15 protein-coding genes are annotated in these 14,911 nt (G+C 34.5%); 11 read left to right on the top strand and 4 right to left on the bottom strand.

The genetic code is table 11. From position 1 onward, the window contains the following. Position 1 precedes the first annotated feature (1 nt). The 11 genes from thrS (at position 2) to ACZ2G0_RS11340 (ending at position 8,611) form a co-directional block, all read left to right on the top strand. Positions 2-1,936, top strand: a complete 1,935-nt coding sequence (gene thrS / locus ACZ2G0_RS11390) for a threonine--tRNA ligase (RefSeq protein WP_470307760.1) — start codon at positions 2-4, stop codon at positions 1,934-1,936. Next, on the top strand, positions 1,937-2,467 hold the full coding sequence (dcd, locus tag ACZ2G0_RS11385) for a dCTP deaminase (RefSeq protein ID WP_470307759.1): 531 nt from the start codon (positions 1,937-1,939) through the stop codon (positions 2,465-2,467). After that, positions 2,454-2,858 (top strand): phosphoribosyl-AMP cyclohydrolase, encoded by a 405-nt coding sequence (locus tag ACZ2G0_RS11380; protein ID WP_470307758.1) that lies wholly within the window; start codon positions 2,454-2,456, stop codon positions 2,856-2,858. The genes dcd and ACZ2G0_RS11380 overlap by 14 nt, the downstream gene beginning before the upstream one ends. A 13-nt stretch (positions 2,859-2,871) precedes the next feature. Beyond that, the gene (folE, locus tag ACZ2G0_RS11375; RefSeq protein WP_470307757.1) at positions 2,872-3,528 is read left to right on the top strand and encodes a GTP cyclohydrolase I FolE; all 657 of its coding nucleotides are present in this window, start codon (positions 2,872-2,874) and stop codon (positions 3,526-3,528) included. Position 3,529: 1 nt separating this feature from the next. Continuing rightward, positions 3,530-3,946, top strand: a complete 417-nt coding sequence (locus ACZ2G0_RS11370; protein WP_470307756.1) for a Fur family transcriptional regulator — start codon at positions 3,530-3,532, stop codon at positions 3,944-3,946. Positions 3,947-3,953: 7 nt separating this feature from the next. Next, positions 3,954-4,361, top strand: a complete 408-nt coding sequence (locus ACZ2G0_RS11365; RefSeq protein WP_470307755.1) for a 6-pyruvoyl trahydropterin synthase family protein — start codon at positions 3,954-3,956, stop codon at positions 4,359-4,361. A 59-nt stretch (positions 4,362-4,420) separates the two neighbouring features. Beyond that, entirely contained in the window at positions 4,421-4,813 is a 393-nt protein-coding gene (locus ACZ2G0_RS11360; RefSeq protein ID WP_470307754.1) for a MerC domain-containing protein, read from the top strand. Positions 4,814-5,196: 383 nt separating this feature from the next. Beyond that, the gene (locus tag ACZ2G0_RS11355) at positions 5,197-5,700 is read left to right on the top strand and encodes a glycine-rich domain-containing protein (protein ID WP_470307753.1); all 504 of its coding nucleotides are present in this window, start codon (positions 5,197-5,199) and stop codon (positions 5,698-5,700) included. Further along, entirely contained in the window at positions 5,697-6,632 is a 936-nt protein-coding gene (locus ACZ2G0_RS11350) for a hypothetical protein (protein ID WP_470307752.1), read from the top strand. The genes ACZ2G0_RS11355 and ACZ2G0_RS11350 overlap by 4 nt, the downstream gene beginning before the upstream one ends. Beyond that, a complete protein-coding gene (locus ACZ2G0_RS11345; protein WP_470307751.1) occupies positions 6,629-7,981 on the top strand; it encodes an MATE family efflux transporter in 1,353 nt (450 codons plus the stop codon). Before ACZ2G0_RS11350 ends, ACZ2G0_RS11345 begins: the two co-directional genes overlap by 4 nt. A 15-nt stretch (positions 7,982-7,996) precedes the next feature. Next, a complete protein-coding gene (locus ACZ2G0_RS11340) occupies positions 7,997-8,611 on the top strand; it encodes a methyltransferase domain-containing protein (protein WP_470307750.1) in 615 nt (204 codons plus the stop codon). A gap of 70 nt (positions 8,612-8,681) precedes the next feature. Here ACZ2G0_RS11340 and ACZ2G0_RS11335 read toward each other — a convergent pair whose 3' ends face one another. The 4 genes from ACZ2G0_RS11335 to ACZ2G0_RS11320 are packed head-to-tail and all read right to left on the bottom strand — an operon-like array spanning position 8,682 to position 14,907. After that, the gene (locus ACZ2G0_RS11335; protein WP_470307749.1) at positions 8,682-10,130 is read right to left on the bottom strand and encodes a DUF3526 domain-containing protein; all 1,449 of its coding nucleotides are present in this window, start codon (positions 10,128-10,130) and stop codon (positions 8,682-8,684) included. Between the two features lie 7 nt (positions 10,131-10,137). Continuing rightward, positions 10,138-11,553 (bottom strand): DUF3526 domain-containing protein, encoded by a 1,416-nt coding sequence (locus tag ACZ2G0_RS11330; RefSeq protein ID WP_470307748.1) that lies wholly within the window; start codon positions 11,551-11,553, stop codon positions 10,138-10,140. Between the two features lie 13 nt (positions 11,554-11,566). Further along, positions 11,567-12,766, bottom strand: coding sequence for a hypothetical protein (locus ACZ2G0_RS11325; RefSeq protein WP_470307747.1), 1,200 nt, complete (start codon positions 12,764-12,766; stop codon positions 11,567-11,569). Next, positions 12,763-14,907 (bottom strand): TonB-dependent receptor domain-containing protein, encoded by a 2,145-nt coding sequence (locus ACZ2G0_RS11320; RefSeq protein ID WP_470307746.1) that lies wholly within the window; start codon positions 14,905-14,907, stop codon positions 12,763-12,765. The genes ACZ2G0_RS11325 and ACZ2G0_RS11320 overlap by 4 nt, the downstream gene beginning before the upstream one ends. Positions 14,908-14,911: the final 4 nt, after the last annotated feature.

Below are 14,911 nucleotides of genomic sequence, written 5' to 3'. Positions count from 1 at the left end.
TATGATTACTGTATTCTTACCCTCAAACACGCAAAAAACATTCCAACAAGAAGCCGTCACTTTGTTTGATGTGGCGCAATCTATTAGCAATTCTTTAGCCAAAGAAGTACTGATTGCTACTACAAACGGACAAATTATAGACCTGAATACGAACATTGAAAACGAATCAAAAGTCGAATTATTGACATGGAAAGACGAAGAGGGTAAGAATGCTTTTTGGCACACTTCTGCCCATTTGCTTGGTGCCGCTTTACAAGAATTATATCCCGGCATACAACTTGGCACAGGCCCCGCCATAGAAAATGGATTTTACTATGATGTTGATTTTGGCGAATACAAATTTACCGATGCTGATTTTACCAAAGTCGAAAACAAAATACTCGAATTGGCGCAAAAAAAATCATTGAACTTAAGAAAAGAAGTTTCAAAAGCAGAGGCCAAAGCCTTTTTTACACAAAATCAAAATCCGTATAAATTAGAATTAATTGACGGTTTAACAGATGGTTTGATTACTTTTTACGAAACAGGAAACTTTACCGATTTGTGCGCTGGCCCGCATGTTCCGAATACTTCCTTAATCAAAGCCGTAAAACTTACTGCTATCTCGGGAGCCTATTGGCGCGCCAACGATAAAAACAAAATGCTAACCCGTGTGTATGGAATTTCATTTCCTAAAAAAGCAGAATTGGAACTTTATCTCGAAGCTCTCGAAAAAGCCAAACAACGCGACCACCGCAAATTAGGTAAAGAATTAGAACTTTTTTATTTTGATGAAGAAGTCGGACTGGGATTGCCATTATGGGCACCAAAAGGAGAAGCCTTGCGCCAAAACTTGATTAATTTTCTACGAAAAATTCAAATGCGAGCGGGTTACCAACACGTAGCCAGTCCGCATATTGGCAAAAAAGAGTTGTATGTTACCTCTGGGCATTATGCCAAATATGGTCAAGATGCTTTTCAGCCCATAAAAACGCCAGCCGAAAACGAAGAGTTTTTCTTGAAACCAATGAATTGCCCGCACCATTGCAAAATATACGCAACCAAACCAAGAAGCTACAAAGAACTCCCTATAAAATATGCCGAGTTTGGCACCGTTTATCGCTATGAACAAAGTGGCGAATTGCACGGATTGACACGAGTACGAGGGTTTACCCAAGATGATGCGCATATTTATTGCAGACCCGATCAACTGAAAGAAGAATTCTTGAAAGTAGTTGATTTAGTCAATTTAGTCTATGGAAAATTAGGCTTTACTGATTTTCAAACCCAAATTTCTTTACGAGATACATCCAATAAAGAAAAATATTTAGGCACCGATGAAATGTGGGATTTAGCCGAAAATGCCATTATCGAAGCAACCCAAGAACGTGGAATGAAAACCACGACCAAAGAAGGCGAAGCCGCATTTTACGGCCCAAAATTAGATTTTATGGTACGCGATGCTATTGGAAGAAAATGGCAAATCGGTACGATTCAGGTCGATTATATGATGCCCGAAAATTTCGATTTGACTTATACCGGAACAGACAATGCCTTGCACCGACCTGTAATGATTCACCGCGCTTTGTTTGGCTCTATGGAACGCTTTATTGCGCTTTTAATCGAACATACGGGCGGTAATTTCCCGGTTTGGTTGGCACCATCCAAAGTTATTCTGTTACCTATTGCCTCTAAATACAGCGGGTATTGTCAAGAAATTGCCAATCAACTCAACGAAGAATTCGATTTGCAGATAGAAGTCGATGATCGCGAAGAAAAAATTGGACGAAAAATTAGAGATGCCGAAACTCAAAAAATCCCTTATATGCTTGTTGTGGGTGAAAAGGAAAGTCAAGAGAACAAAGTAGCCGTTCGGGTTCACGGACAAGGAGACCAAGGCGTTGTTTTGGTTTCCGAATTCATTGAAAATTTCAAACAAGAACTAAAAATTATCTAAATGATTTTAAGCGGAAAAGAAATAGAGAAAAAGTTGGGAACCGATATTTCCATAGCTCCATTCGATGCCAAACAACTCAATCCCAACAGTTACAATTTGAGATTACACGATGAATTATTGGTCTACGATAATACCATTTTGGATATGAAAATGAATCATAAAACATCGATGATTAGCATTCCAAAATCAGGATTATTATTAGAACCCAACAAATTGTATTTGGGCAGAACAGTAGAATATACCAAAACCCATAATTATGTGCCTATGCTCGAAGGCAGAAGTAGTATTGGTCGTTTGGGAATGTTCATACACGTTACTGCTGGTTTTGGCGATGTAGGTTTTGAGGGCTATTGGACCTTAGAAATCTTTGTCATTCAGCCCTTGATCATTTATCCAAACCTTGAAGTTTGTCAAATTTATTACCATGCTATCGAAGGCGAATACGAAACCTACAGTAGCGGAAAGTATCAGAAAAACGATGGCATTCAACCGAGTTATTTATTTAAGGATTTTGAAAATGACAACTGGTAAAACTGAATTAGAAGAAACCGAAAACCTGAATTTGCAATTTGACAAACGTGACGGATTGCTGTCCGTTGCAGTACAAGAAACAAGTACAGGACAACTATTGATGATGGCTACGGTCAATGCAGAAGCTTTTGAAATTACCATCAAAACTCGAAAAGCCACCTTTTATAGTACTTCAAGAAATGAGATTTGGACTAAAGGGTTGACTTCTGGCAATACCTTAAAAATAGACAACATATTAATCGATTGTGATCAAGATGCTTTGGTATATCAAGTAACACTCGAAAACGGAGGCGTTTGCCACACCTTTAATCAAAATGGAGAAAATAGAAAAGCCTGTTTTTACCGAAAATTAAATTGGGACGATAGCAACTTAACTTTTTTAGAAAAATAAAGAAAAATATATTATGGAAGATTTAAACAAACAAAAAGCCGATAATCTTGGCGATAATCACATTGGCAGCTCGGCAGAAACGCCCTTGAGAGCGGATGCTTTTGTGATGCCCGATGATCAAAAAATAGAAGCTATTGCTGAACATTATCATAAAATAATGGAAATTTTAGGACTCGACTTAACCGATGATAGTTTGAGCGGAACACCTTATCGTGTGGGTAAAATGTATGTAAAAGAACTCTTTTCGGGTTTAGACCCAAAAAATAAACCCAAAATTTCGGTATTTGACAACAAATACCAATACAACAAAATGTTGGTCGAAAGCCAAATCACTTTTAATTCCTCTTGCGAACATCATTTTTTACCCATCGTTGGTGTGGCACACATCGGTTATATTTCGTCAGGAAAAGTTATTGGACTTTCGAAAATGAATCGCATTGTGGAATATTATGGCAGGCGACCACAAGTGCAGGAACGAATGACCATTCAGATTTTTAACGAACTAAAAACTGCACTCCAAACCGATGATATTATTGTAGTGGTAGAAGCCGAGCATTTATGTGTTTCAAGCCGTGGTGTAAATGACAAATCAAGTAAAACAACCACTTTAGAGTATGCTGGTAAATTTTGCGATGACCAAATAAGAAATGATTTTTTTAAAATGATCTAAAATGACAGCAGAAGCCAAGACAATACTCAAAGAAAATGGATTAAAAATCACCCAAAATAGATTGGATGTTTTGGCTGTTTTTCTAGGTTCTGAAAAGGCTTTTACATTATTAGATTTAGAAAAAATATTCCATTTGAAACACGACAGATCCAGTATTTTTAGAAGCTTACAACTCTATTATGAAAAAGGAATTATCGAAAAGTTTTGCAATGCCAACGGAATTTCTACCTATACTTTAGATCAACACAAACCAGATTGTAATGGTAAATCGCATTTTAAATGCAAGGATTGCGAAACCGTAGTTTCATTACCTGATTTACCCACCGATTATTTAAAAATATTAGGCAAAAGCAAAATGGAAACGATGAATCTTTTGATAGAGGGTACTTGTGAAGATTGTCAAACAAAAACAGATTAGAAACAAAATGAAAATAACCGTTTGCCGAAAAGCGCATTTCAATGCCTGCCACAGAATGCACAATCCCAATTGGAGCGATGCCAGAAACCAAGCCGTATTTGGCATTTGTAACAATCCGAATTATCATGGGCATAATTTTGAACTGATTGTAAAATTAACCGGAGCAGTAAACCCCGAAACAGGTTATATAATGGATATGAAAACCCTGGCCGACCTAATAAAAGATGAAATAGAAGATCGTTTTGACCACAAAAACCTCAATCTTGATTGTCCCGAATTTGCAAATACAATTCCCTCAACAGAAAATTTTGCAAAAGTAATTTTTGAGATACTAAAGTTAAAACTAAATCCAGAATTACAACTTTCGGTTGTTCTTTTTGAAACTAATAAAAATTTTGTAGAAATTACCGAATAATACAAATGCAATATTGTTGCATTAACTAAATAAATGTATATTTACAACAAAATTGCATTATGAAAAATATAGAAATTAACAAGACTACAAAACCATACGATATTTTAGGTATTTCGAGTGCCTCATTCTGTTTGATACATTGTATGATCTTTCCTTTATTTACAATACTTCCATTTGGGTTTACAGATAATTGCTTTATAGACTGCCTTTTTTGTTGTATTGGAATGTTTGTCGTTTCTAAAATATTGATGAGTAATGCGACTAAGAAAGTCAAAATCACATTAGGTATTTCTATAGTACTAGTTGTGACAAGTGTTGTATTAGAAATAGTGTTTAATATTAATTCGGGCTTACTTTACATCGGTGGTCTAGGGATGATTATAGGGCATACTTTGAATTTTAAAGCACATAAAAGCTTAGATATAAAAAATCTTTTTAAAATCAACACATGACCAATATGGGCAATTGTACTCTACAATTATGAGCATAAGTGGGACGAAGAAAAAGAAAAAATCCGAAGAGAATTGTTGAAAGGACATTAAAAACATTAAAGCAACATTATTGCAATAATAAAGATAATTCATATATTTACAATTGTATTATAATAAATGGGAGAAGTCGAAAACCCAAAAAAGAGTAGACATAACAATTAATACTTGAAAAGATGGTAATTTCAAAAAAAGCTTTAATTGCAGCAATTCTTTCTGCAAAAAGCGTTGGAGGAACACACTGTAGCAAATGCGGTCACTGTACGGCTACACTTTAATTCAAAGAACGGGAGTTGTAGTTCGAGCTGCTTCTCCCGTTTTGTTTTACCATTAATACTTGAAAAGAAATGGAGCAACAAAATTACAAAGAAATAGTTGATATTGACCAATCTCAACTTGATAATATGCTTTTATATGCGAATGAAAACATCATTTCCAGATTTATGGATATGTATAATGTGGATGAAGCTGAAGCTGAGGATTTATTTAAGGAGACCCGTAAATTTCTTTTCATTTGCCAATTAAAAGGAATATTTATTCCCGATGATTTGTTGATTCTTGACGAAATGTGGCACAACTTTATTTTGTTTACAAAAGAATACCACTCGTTTTGTGATAAATATTTTGGAAGATATTTTCATCATCTTCCTGCATCCAAAAAAGAAAAAGAAGATCACAAAATAAAAAACGAAATAGATCCTGATGTAGCAATGAATGAATATCTTCAGAAAATGGAACATCTTATGAGTACTACTTATGACAACCTGGGAGAAGAAACTGTAATAAAATGGTTTACTGAGTATCCTGTAAAATACAGCAAAGAAAGCATTAAAAAACTGAGAAAAGAATGAGCATTTTTCCTAAACGAACGCTCCCAAACAAAGGTGTAACTATTCATTGGAACTTCAACACTGCTCATTTAAAAGGGATTCATATATTTCCTTTTGTACGTATTGGTGTAAAAAGACCCGATGGAGAAGTTACAATGCTTTATGAAGGTAATATTCTTGCTTTACCTGACCCAAAAGAAGAAGTTTCAGAAAACAAAGCTACCAAATACAAATACCTGAATAAAAACACACCTCTTCTGGTTTTAGCAGATTATCTATCTGGACAATCTAAACGTGAAGTTTTAGTAGATATATTAAGTGCCATTCAATCTGGACGGCACTATTATTTTTATTATAACATTCCCGACGATGCGCCTATAGGAAAATATGAATTGATATCCGAAGTGCATAGTAATGGGGAAATTCGATATTCTAAAACAGCTTCCGATGATTTTTTCTTTGTCGAAAAATTAGAAATCAAAGAAGTCCATAGACAATCAGAAGGCTTTATCGCTATTGTTCAAAATCTTTCTACAGAACCTATTCCCGTAAAAATTGTGGAATGCGTAGAGGATGAAAAAGGCTTATCAACTCAATTACAAGTATTTGAAATACCTGCAAATACTGAATTTCCGATTATTTATCATTCTGAAAAAACATTTTTGCTTTATAATGAAGAGCGCGAAATTATTCCTTTGATAGAAGGTTCAGGAATAGTAAGCCTTCGAAATCAACAATTGCTTTCGCTGTCTAAAAAAGAAGTATCAGAAGAAGTCATTTATGTGATTCCAAAAGATACTGATGAAACTTTTAAGCTCAATACTATTTCAAAAGAAATATGGTTAAAAGCAGATGGTCTCAATACTAAAGAACTATTTGAAAACAATAATACATACAAGGAAGTTTATAAGGAATTAGTGCAAAGTGGTTTGATCCAAGAAGTAAAGCTATGAAAAAACCATTGGATATAAAAAATGATAATCTATGGAGGCTGATGTGGACTATGTCTCTGCCAGGTATTATTGCTACAATTGTAATTTCGCTCAACACTTTCATAGATTCCCTTTATATTGGTTATTTTATTGGAGCCGATGCACTTGCCGGAATTTCGTTGGTTATTCCTTTAACCATATTAATCACGGCGGTTATGGTTATGATTGCCTCTGGATCTGCATCGGTTTTGAGTCGGGCTATTGGATCTGATAATAAAGTTATTCAACAAAAAGTATTGAGTAATCTCTTTACAATGTCTGTTATTGCTTCAGCTTTGCTTATGCCAATCGGATTCTTGTTCTCTGATGAATTATTATCAATGATGGGAGGAACAGGAAAAGTGTTGCGATATGGGTCTGATTTTTATAAGATATGGTCTTTCGGTATTTTCTTTACTATTTTTGGTCTTTCTGCAAATGGCCTTATTCGAGCCGAAGGAAAAATAAAACAAGCGATGCGTTTTTCTATTATTTCGGTAGTATTGAATATTATTCTTGCTCCCATATTAATTCATTATGCAAATTTAGGAATACAAGGCGCTGCTGTTGCCAGTATTATAGCAATGATAGTATATGCATTTCTTACTCTACGCTATTTTTTATCTGGAAAAGCCTCTTTCGAAACAGGTAAAATCCGGTTTAAGATTGATACTGAAATGCTCAAAAATGTCTTTACAGTTGGGTTGTCTGCTTTTTTTATTCAGGGAACCAATTTTATTCGTCAGGTTTTTATTTTTAAAACTGTGGCACACTATGGCACTGATTGGGACTTGGCTTTTTTTTCAACTGTTTTCAGAATATTTACTTTCTCGGTTATGCCTGTTTTTGGACTATTGCAAGTATTACAGCCAGTTGTAGGTATTAATTATGGAGCTGGCAATTACGAAAGATGTGTAAAAGCCGTTGGGGTATTCCGGGCTGGGGGCATTTTATTTCTTTTGCTTATATGGATACCATTAATGCTATTTCCATCTTCAATTGTTTCTATAATGCTTCCTGACCAAGTTCTTTCTTTACAGGAAATTGAATACTTCCGTACCATATTATTTATTATCCCCTTTTTTCCTATTGGAACAAGTGGAATTATCTTTTTTCAGGCTATTGGAAAAGGCAAGAAGTCTAGTTTTATATCCATTGGAAGGGAATTGATTTTATTTATACCTCTTATACTTATTTTACCCTTTTATTATGGCACAAGCGGAATCTATTATAGTATCGTTATCGAAAACTTTTTATACCTGACTATACTATTCTTATTAACCTCTTATGAGTTTAAAAAATTAAAAGTTAATGCGCTCGCTACAGGATAATAAAATCTAGAAAAAATGAATAGTAGAATGAACAGTAGTTGGAATAAGCATTACCAAAAAATTAAGAAAAAAAAGCTATCAGCTTCTGCAACTCTTGTAAAAGCTATCGATTTATTTGATAAAGAAAAAGTAGATTTTCTAATTGCCTGCGATCTAGGCTCTGGTACAGGAATAGATACCATTGCACTTATCGAAAAGGGATGGGAAGTAATTGCTATTGATAACCAAACGCAGGCAATAGAAGAATTAAGAAATGGTATTCCAGTAGAATACAGTTCTAAATTGATTTTAATTAAAGGCAATTTTGAAGTCATTACACTTCCCAATGTTATGCTTGTAAATGCCTGTTTCTCGCTCCCTTTTTGTCATCCTGAAAATTTTAATATTTTGTGGCAAAAAATTGTACAATCTATTTTGCCGAATGGTCGGTTTGCAGGACATTTTTTTGGAGTTAATGATTCCTGGGCAAGTGATCCGGAGAAAACCTTTCATACTAAAGAACAAATTTTAAATCTTTTTACTGGATTTGAATTGGAGTATTTTGAAGAAGTAGAAAAAGCGGGCAAATCAATTGATGGTAAAGAAAAAAATTGGCACGTGTTTCATATTGTGTCAAAAAAAATATCTTAATAACGGTTTTATAAAATGAAAAACCCATCCCGGATTACCGTTGATGGGTTTTTATCAGATTAAATAAATTCTAAATTCTTCTTAACATTCTGTTGCTCAAAGCAAAAATAAAGGCAGATAATAATCCCAACAAGGCATAACATACAAGAATAGTTGTCGAAATCGAGGCAGTATTTTTATACTCAAAAACAGGAAAGGCATCATAATCTTTCTTGGTTAATGATCGGTCAAAAAATAATGCCGGATAATAAACAGCATTTAGGCTATCGTGCAGCGTTTTTGTCTGCCATACAAACGAGTGGTTGGCAAGCGCATCATTACTAGCCAGAGAGGTAAAAACACCATCTATTGCTGCAGTAGGATTAACTAAGCAACTAGAGTTTATTAATTCTTGCCTTTGCTCAATATTTTCAAAATAATCCTTGACTTTTATCGTGTTAGCATCATCCAAAAGTCTGTGATAACCCAAATAAACCGAAAACATAAATGCTGTTGTTTCTGGATTTATATTAGCATTTTTATACTCTGGATACACTTTTCCAAATTGTTTTATCAGTTTTATTCCATAAATAGGATCATCAAACTTCGAGCCTTGTGGTCTTCTGGACATTCTACTAATCGCGGTGTTATCTACAGGAATTATTTTCTCGATTAATGCAGTAGATAAAGTTGGAATAACGATGCAGGTCATAGTCCACATTATTCCACAATATAAAGCATTCGTACTCGTGGTTTTACCCATCGAATTGATACAATATACCACAGATAGCCAAAAGACAAAATATAAATTGGCTCCCACAAAAAACAGAAAATCGTTTATTGTCGGATTTTGATTGAAACAACAATAATTTACAATCAATCCTATAAAAACGATAAAAACAACCATCAATTCAATAATCAAGCCTACTAACAAAAATTTAGATTTTAGCCATTCTTTCTTCGAAATCCCCTGACTGTTTATCAACCGCCAGTTGCCATTGTCTAACTCGTTGGAAAGCGAATTAAAACAAAGGATGATTATCAGTAATGGCAATAAATAAATAATCCAAAAACTAGTATCAAAGTGTCCTGCTAATGACCGCAACGGATTGGCAATTTCTCCTTGTTTGAATAATTGCATAAAAAAACTCTCAACCTTTACCGTATAATAGTACGGAAACACATCGGCTTGACCAATACAAAATAGAGAAGTACTTGATGGGGTTTTGAATACTGGCAAAGTAATATTCCGATTGGAAGATAATAATCCTGTAACATTTTCATAGTCTTCTTTGCCCTTTGCTGTGGTGGTATCTGCATCAAAACCCCGAATAAGTACAGCTAAATCCTTTTCTTTTTCGGTTCTAAAGCTTTCAATTGTATCTATTTGTTTGCTCTTGAAAACAAAACCCTGGTACAAACCATACATTCCTACTGCTAAAAACGCAAAAAGAATCACACTATTTATGGAGTGTTTTTTGAAAAGCCAAAATTGGGTTTTTAATGAAATTTTCGAGTACACTGTATTACTATTTTTCATCTTTATTTTAACTATAAATTAAATTAATTCGGCTTCTGAACATTAAAATAAGTAATGAAATACTCCAAACGAGCAACCAAATATTTTCTATAATTACCGATTGCAGCAACCAAATAAGCGATTTGTTTTCAATATGTAAATCTGTAATAGCTTCATATTTTCCTTTTTTTACCCGATACGTATCGAACGAATTGTAGGCAGAATTGTCTTTCATATCATTGTTCATATTTTGAACAAATGACCTGCGGTAATTTTCGGATTGGGTCTGAAAATCAATTTCAGATTCCAGTCCTGCATTACAGGTCGTCATCGATAAGTTCCGTATCAAGATATATGGGCTTGCAATCCCCATCCAGGTCTGTACCTTTTTTTGATTTTCGAGTGTCGAAAATATTTCTTTGAAATGCAAATCGTACGCTTTACTAGAGTATTCTTCACTTTGTTGCATAATAAAACCTTCAAAATTAAAAGGCAACTGTTGCACACTATCTACTTTGTATTTTACTAATAAATCCTTTTCAATCTTTAAAGCTCTATCACTTTTGGGGTCGTGTCCGTCCAGACCGTTGTCTATCGATTCCTTTATTCCTTTTTTTAATTCATAATTAGTAATCAAAGGATAAATGTTTTCGGCTAAATTGGCCGACATTCTAGGCATAATAATATTGGTAAACATCCAAATGAGCAATAAAAGGGCAATAGAAGTTCCAATTTTTTTAATATTTGCCGAAACCAAAACCCCCAACAAACACCAAATAAGGCAATAAATAGAATAAACCGCAAGAAGATAAAGCAGTGCTACTCCATTTAAATCTCCATCAAACAATTGATAAGATAAGAATGCGGTAAGCAAAAAATATGGAATAAGGAAACTTTGGAAAAGGATAAAAGTCGCCAGCACTTTTGAGAAAAGTACTTTTCTAAAGGATACCCCCTGAGCCAACAGCAATTGCAATGTCCCTTTTTCAAACTCTCCGTTTACGCTATTGAAAGTAAATAAAATGATGAACAATGGCAAAATCAATTGACAAATCAAGGCAGGACTTAACCAGCCAAAACGCAATCCCGTATCGCTTTCCTGGCTTTTGCTAAACAAAAAATCATTTTGCCTATGCGGTTCCATATACACGGATGTTCCCGTGTATATGGTTAAACCTGGATCCAGACATTGTAGCGACGTGGGCTTTTTATAGGCATAATTACCAAAATGGGCCGCCATATGAGGGTGCTTTAACTCCTGACTCAGCCACTCTTTTCTGGAATCTTCCTGCGCTTTTAATCGTGTATCCAACAAATGCGATTGATAGCTTAACTGATGCACAAGAGCGATTATACTAATGAGGATTAAAAACAGCGTAAGCCATCTTACTTGCCTATTTCGTCGCCATTGCAGCCATTCATTTTGGATTAAATTAGATATCATTACTTTTTTATTTCTAATTTATTTTTGTAAAACCATTACAAACTCCTGAACTTAAATCAAATTCTTTAGCAACTGCACCACCATTAATTTTATAAGAATAAACAGAATTACTGTTTGCGGCAGAAACGTTGAAATATATTTTATCATCATCCCATTTGGTCATAAATGTGTTGTTTCCAAATATTTTTGGTAAAGTAGATGATATGTTTCCAGCTGAAGTTTTTGCGGTCAAATCAATTTTATAAATTTCTCCTGCTGCATAAGAATCATAATTTGCATCCGTATCAAAAGGATATGCCACAGGATCTGAATATCGGATGGTAAAGGTCAATCCGTTAGCAAAATGATACAATCCCAAGCAAGATTTTCCAGTTGCGGTATCAAGGTTGAAGAAATAACTAGGATCGAATTCAGTTGTACCACTTTTAATTTTCAATACACCGCTTGGTTTTCCATTATTAGCAAATCCTAATACATAAATGTCGTTATTGGTATCTTTAATCATTGTATTGGGACTAAAAGAGGAAGCCGTTCCTCCAACCCACATTTCGCTACTACGGTCATCTTCAATTAATTTTTCGACCTTGTTAGTTGTGCGATTAATGATACCCACAAAAACTTTATCCTCTAGGTTCATAAAGCCTGCATCTTGATAATTAATCCCCATATAAATAAAATTATCTCGAATAATCATCCCTTGATAGTAAACTTCAGTTGCTCCCGTTTTTTGCAATCCAGTTAAATCTACTGTGGTAATTATCTGCATATTGGTTGGATTGAATTTTATTAATTTCGGTACTCCTCCAAATCCATTGGCAGCCGCATAGGCTTCGGTAGCACTTACAAATTCTACTGCTCCAAAAGTTTTTAAACCCAGTACAGAAAAATTGGCCGTTTCTCTCGGTACGCCATTTTCATCAAAAACATACTTTCGCAAAGTAGCTGGTGCACCAAATGTGGTCATATAAATATCCGAACCATATTTATACATCATTCCTGAACTGGCTAACTCGGCGGCCATTGAAGTGCCCAGCGTTCCTACAGGAAACTGATTAGTACCAAATAAATAGGTGGTTTGATTGGGATAAATTCCACCCGTAGTAGATAACGCATAATTTACTTTATTGGGGTTTGCTGGTTCCGAGTCTTTTTCGCAAGAGGATAGACTAACTAATGCAACAGCGGCTACAAATAGCATTGATAAATTTTTCATTTTAATTTTTGTTTAGTATTAGATTTATAGATTCGTATTTTAAAGCTGAAGGCTCTTCCAGGCAATTGTACCCGAAAGTTGTCGTAGGTTTTTGAGTTAGTCAAGTTGGTTACTTCAAAGGAAAACGAGAGTCCTTTATCAGCAATAGCATAAGAAACCCCTGTATTTTGCAAAAACTGTGTGGGAATTCTGTTTTTTAATTCTATGGCACCATCTACTTCCCAGTACAGGAAGTATTCGTGGGTGTAAGTTGCATTGAGCCAAACGTGCAGTGGATTTTTTTTGTTAAACATCGATTCATTTTTATACAAAATTCCTGCATTTGCAAAAAGATAAGGGATGTTTGGAAGCCTTGCATTTTTATAGCGTTCGTTATTGATACCGCTATTCTCTATGACAGATTGGTTTCTTAAATCCTGATAAGTAATGTTGGCGTTTAAATGGATATCGTCAACAGGAATATATTTTATACTGCCTTCTGTACCCAATACCCTTGCACTCAAAAGATTTTGATATTGACCACCAAATTGGGAGGTACGCAGGTAAATGATATTGTCAACGTCCCTATAAAAACCGGTTAACTCCGATTCAATTTTATTGGAATGGTACAAGAAATTCACATTTATGTTTTTGCTTGTCTCAATATTTATATTTGGATTGGCTTTTATCAACATTAAATCTCCAAAAGCTTCCTCTACTTCGGGTAGGCGTGCAGCGTGTTCATAGGAGGTTTTAATTTGAGCATTGTCATTGAGATTGTAGGCTAATGCTAGGTTGTAGGCTGAAGCGTGAAGTGATTGCTTAATGATTGTTTGAGTTGTCCACTCTATTGTATAGCCCGATAAGTTTGCGTAATAATCTTTGAAAGCTGTCGAAAATTTTAATCTTGAATTTAATAAATTCCCTTCAAATCCTATTCCCGCAATGTTTTTCAGCATTGCAGAAGGAGTGTCAAAATAATCGATTCCTCCATAAAAATTTTGCGCAACAGTATCCTTTCCTGTTCGTTTATAATCTTGCAAGGTGTTACTAAAAACGAATTTCAAATTGGGAGCAACTGCATAAATACTTGTAATCTTCCCGTTAAAAACATTGGTGTAAATATTTAATAAATTGCCAGAAGAAGATATTTCGCCACCGCCCATTTTTTTATCAACAACAACGCCTTCCCAATTGTACACATTTTGGGATGTATCTGTAAAAAGTCCGTTCAATTTATTGTAAGACAGCAATCCCGAAAGATGAATGTTTTTGAAAATATTATTTTTTTGGTATTTAAGAATACCACTTAATAAATTTTCTTTGTAAAATGCTTGACCGTAAGGCTGTGTTTGTGTTAGGTTGTTTTGTATTTCGTCATAAGTTCCCGTTTGTATTATACTCAAATTCAATTGGTCTGCAAAACGAATATCGGTAACTCCTGTTTGTAGTTTTAGGTTATAATTTTTGTATAAATCGTGAAAACGTTTTACATTTTTTTTCTCATTATTACCAAACTCGTTAGGAACATCGGCATCAATACGGTAATCATTTTGCGCATAGTTGGCATTGGCTTGAATAGCGGCAAAAAAGTGATTGGACAGCTGTTTTTTTGCCGAAAAATTCAGTCGGTTAGTATTGAAAGAACCTATGGAATAGGACGCATCATAATAGTCTTCTTTTTCTTTTCGAGTTATAATATTTATTGCGGCACCAAGAGCATCTGCACCCAAATCTACAGGCAGAACCCCTTTATAAACTTCTATTCTTTCTATTTGTTCTACAGGATAAATGTTCAGTAGTTGTGTTTCGCCCATATTATCCTGTGGCAGACCGTCAATAAAATATTTAATCTGTTTTCCTGTACTGCCATTAATAAAAATTTCAGTTTTTGCTCCAAAACCACCGTCTTGTTTTATTTTTATTCCAGAAACCTGCCTCATTAAATCTAATCCTGTGGCATTGGTATTATAAAATGGTTTTGCCTCAATGATAGAAACATTAACAGGTCGTTGCTTTATAACTTTACTTTTGCTAGCCGTTATTTGTACCGCTTTAAGAATATTTGTTGTTTCTTTCGGTTTTGTTTTTAAAGAATCTGTTTGGGAAAATACGTTGAAACATAAAAAGCAAAATCCTATTATAACTGTATATATTTTCATAGTT

It is taken from the genome of Flavobacterium sp. KKT103 (assembly GCF_055640565.1).
The sequence above is the reverse complement of the archived record's forward strand: the minus strand, read 5'-3'. Positions and strand labels throughout refer to the sequence as shown.

Excerpts from the sequence above, each read along its gene's own strand:
- thrS (WP_470307760.1), top strand. The coding sequence starts at position 2 with ATGATTACTGTATTCTTACCCTCAAACACGCAAAAAACATTCCAACAA.
- dcd (WP_470307759.1), top strand. The coding sequence starts at position 1,937 with ATGATTTTAAGCGGAAAAGAAATAGAGAAAAAGTTGGGAACCGATATT.
- ACZ2G0_RS11380 (WP_470307758.1), top strand. The coding sequence starts at position 2,454 with ATGACAACTGGTAAAACTGAATTAGAAGAAACCGAAAACCTGAATTTG.
- folE (WP_470307757.1), top strand. The coding sequence starts at position 2,872 with ATGGAAGATTTAAACAAACAAAAAGCCGATAATCTTGGCGATAATCAC.
- ACZ2G0_RS11370 (WP_470307756.1), top strand. The coding sequence starts at position 3,530 with ATGACAGCAGAAGCCAAGACAATACTCAAAGAAAATGGATTAAAAATC.
- ACZ2G0_RS11365 (WP_470307755.1), top strand. The coding sequence starts at position 3,954 with ATGAAAATAACCGTTTGCCGAAAAGCGCATTTCAATGCCTGCCACAGA.
- ACZ2G0_RS11360 (WP_470307754.1), top strand. The coding sequence starts at position 4,421 with ATGAAAAATATAGAAATTAACAAGACTACAAAACCATACGATATTTTA.
- ACZ2G0_RS11355 (WP_470307753.1), top strand. The coding sequence starts at position 5,197 with ATGGAGCAACAAAATTACAAAGAAATAGTTGATATTGACCAATCTCAA.
- ACZ2G0_RS11350 (WP_470307752.1), top strand. The coding sequence starts at position 5,697 with ATGAGCATTTTTCCTAAACGAACGCTCCCAAACAAAGGTGTAACTATT.
- ACZ2G0_RS11345 (WP_470307751.1), top strand. The coding sequence starts at position 6,629 with ATGAAAAAACCATTGGATATAAAAAATGATAATCTATGGAGGCTGATG.
- ACZ2G0_RS11340 (WP_470307750.1), top strand. The coding sequence starts at position 7,997 with ATGAATAGTAGAATGAACAGTAGTTGGAATAAGCATTACCAAAAAATT.
- ACZ2G0_RS11335 (WP_470307749.1), bottom strand. The coding sequence starts at position 10,130 with ATGAAAAATAGTAATACAGTGTACTCGAAAATTTCATTAAAAACCCAA.
- ACZ2G0_RS11330 (WP_470307748.1), bottom strand. The coding sequence starts at position 11,553 with ATGATATCTAATTTAATCCAAAATGAATGGCTGCAATGGCGACGAAAT.
- ACZ2G0_RS11325 (WP_470307747.1), bottom strand. The coding sequence starts at position 12,766 with ATGAAAAATTTATCAATGCTATTTGTAGCCGCTGTTGCATTAGTTAGT.
- ACZ2G0_RS11320 (WP_470307746.1), bottom strand. The coding sequence starts at position 14,907 with ATGAAAATATATACAGTTATAATAGGATTTTGCTTTTTATGTTTCAAC.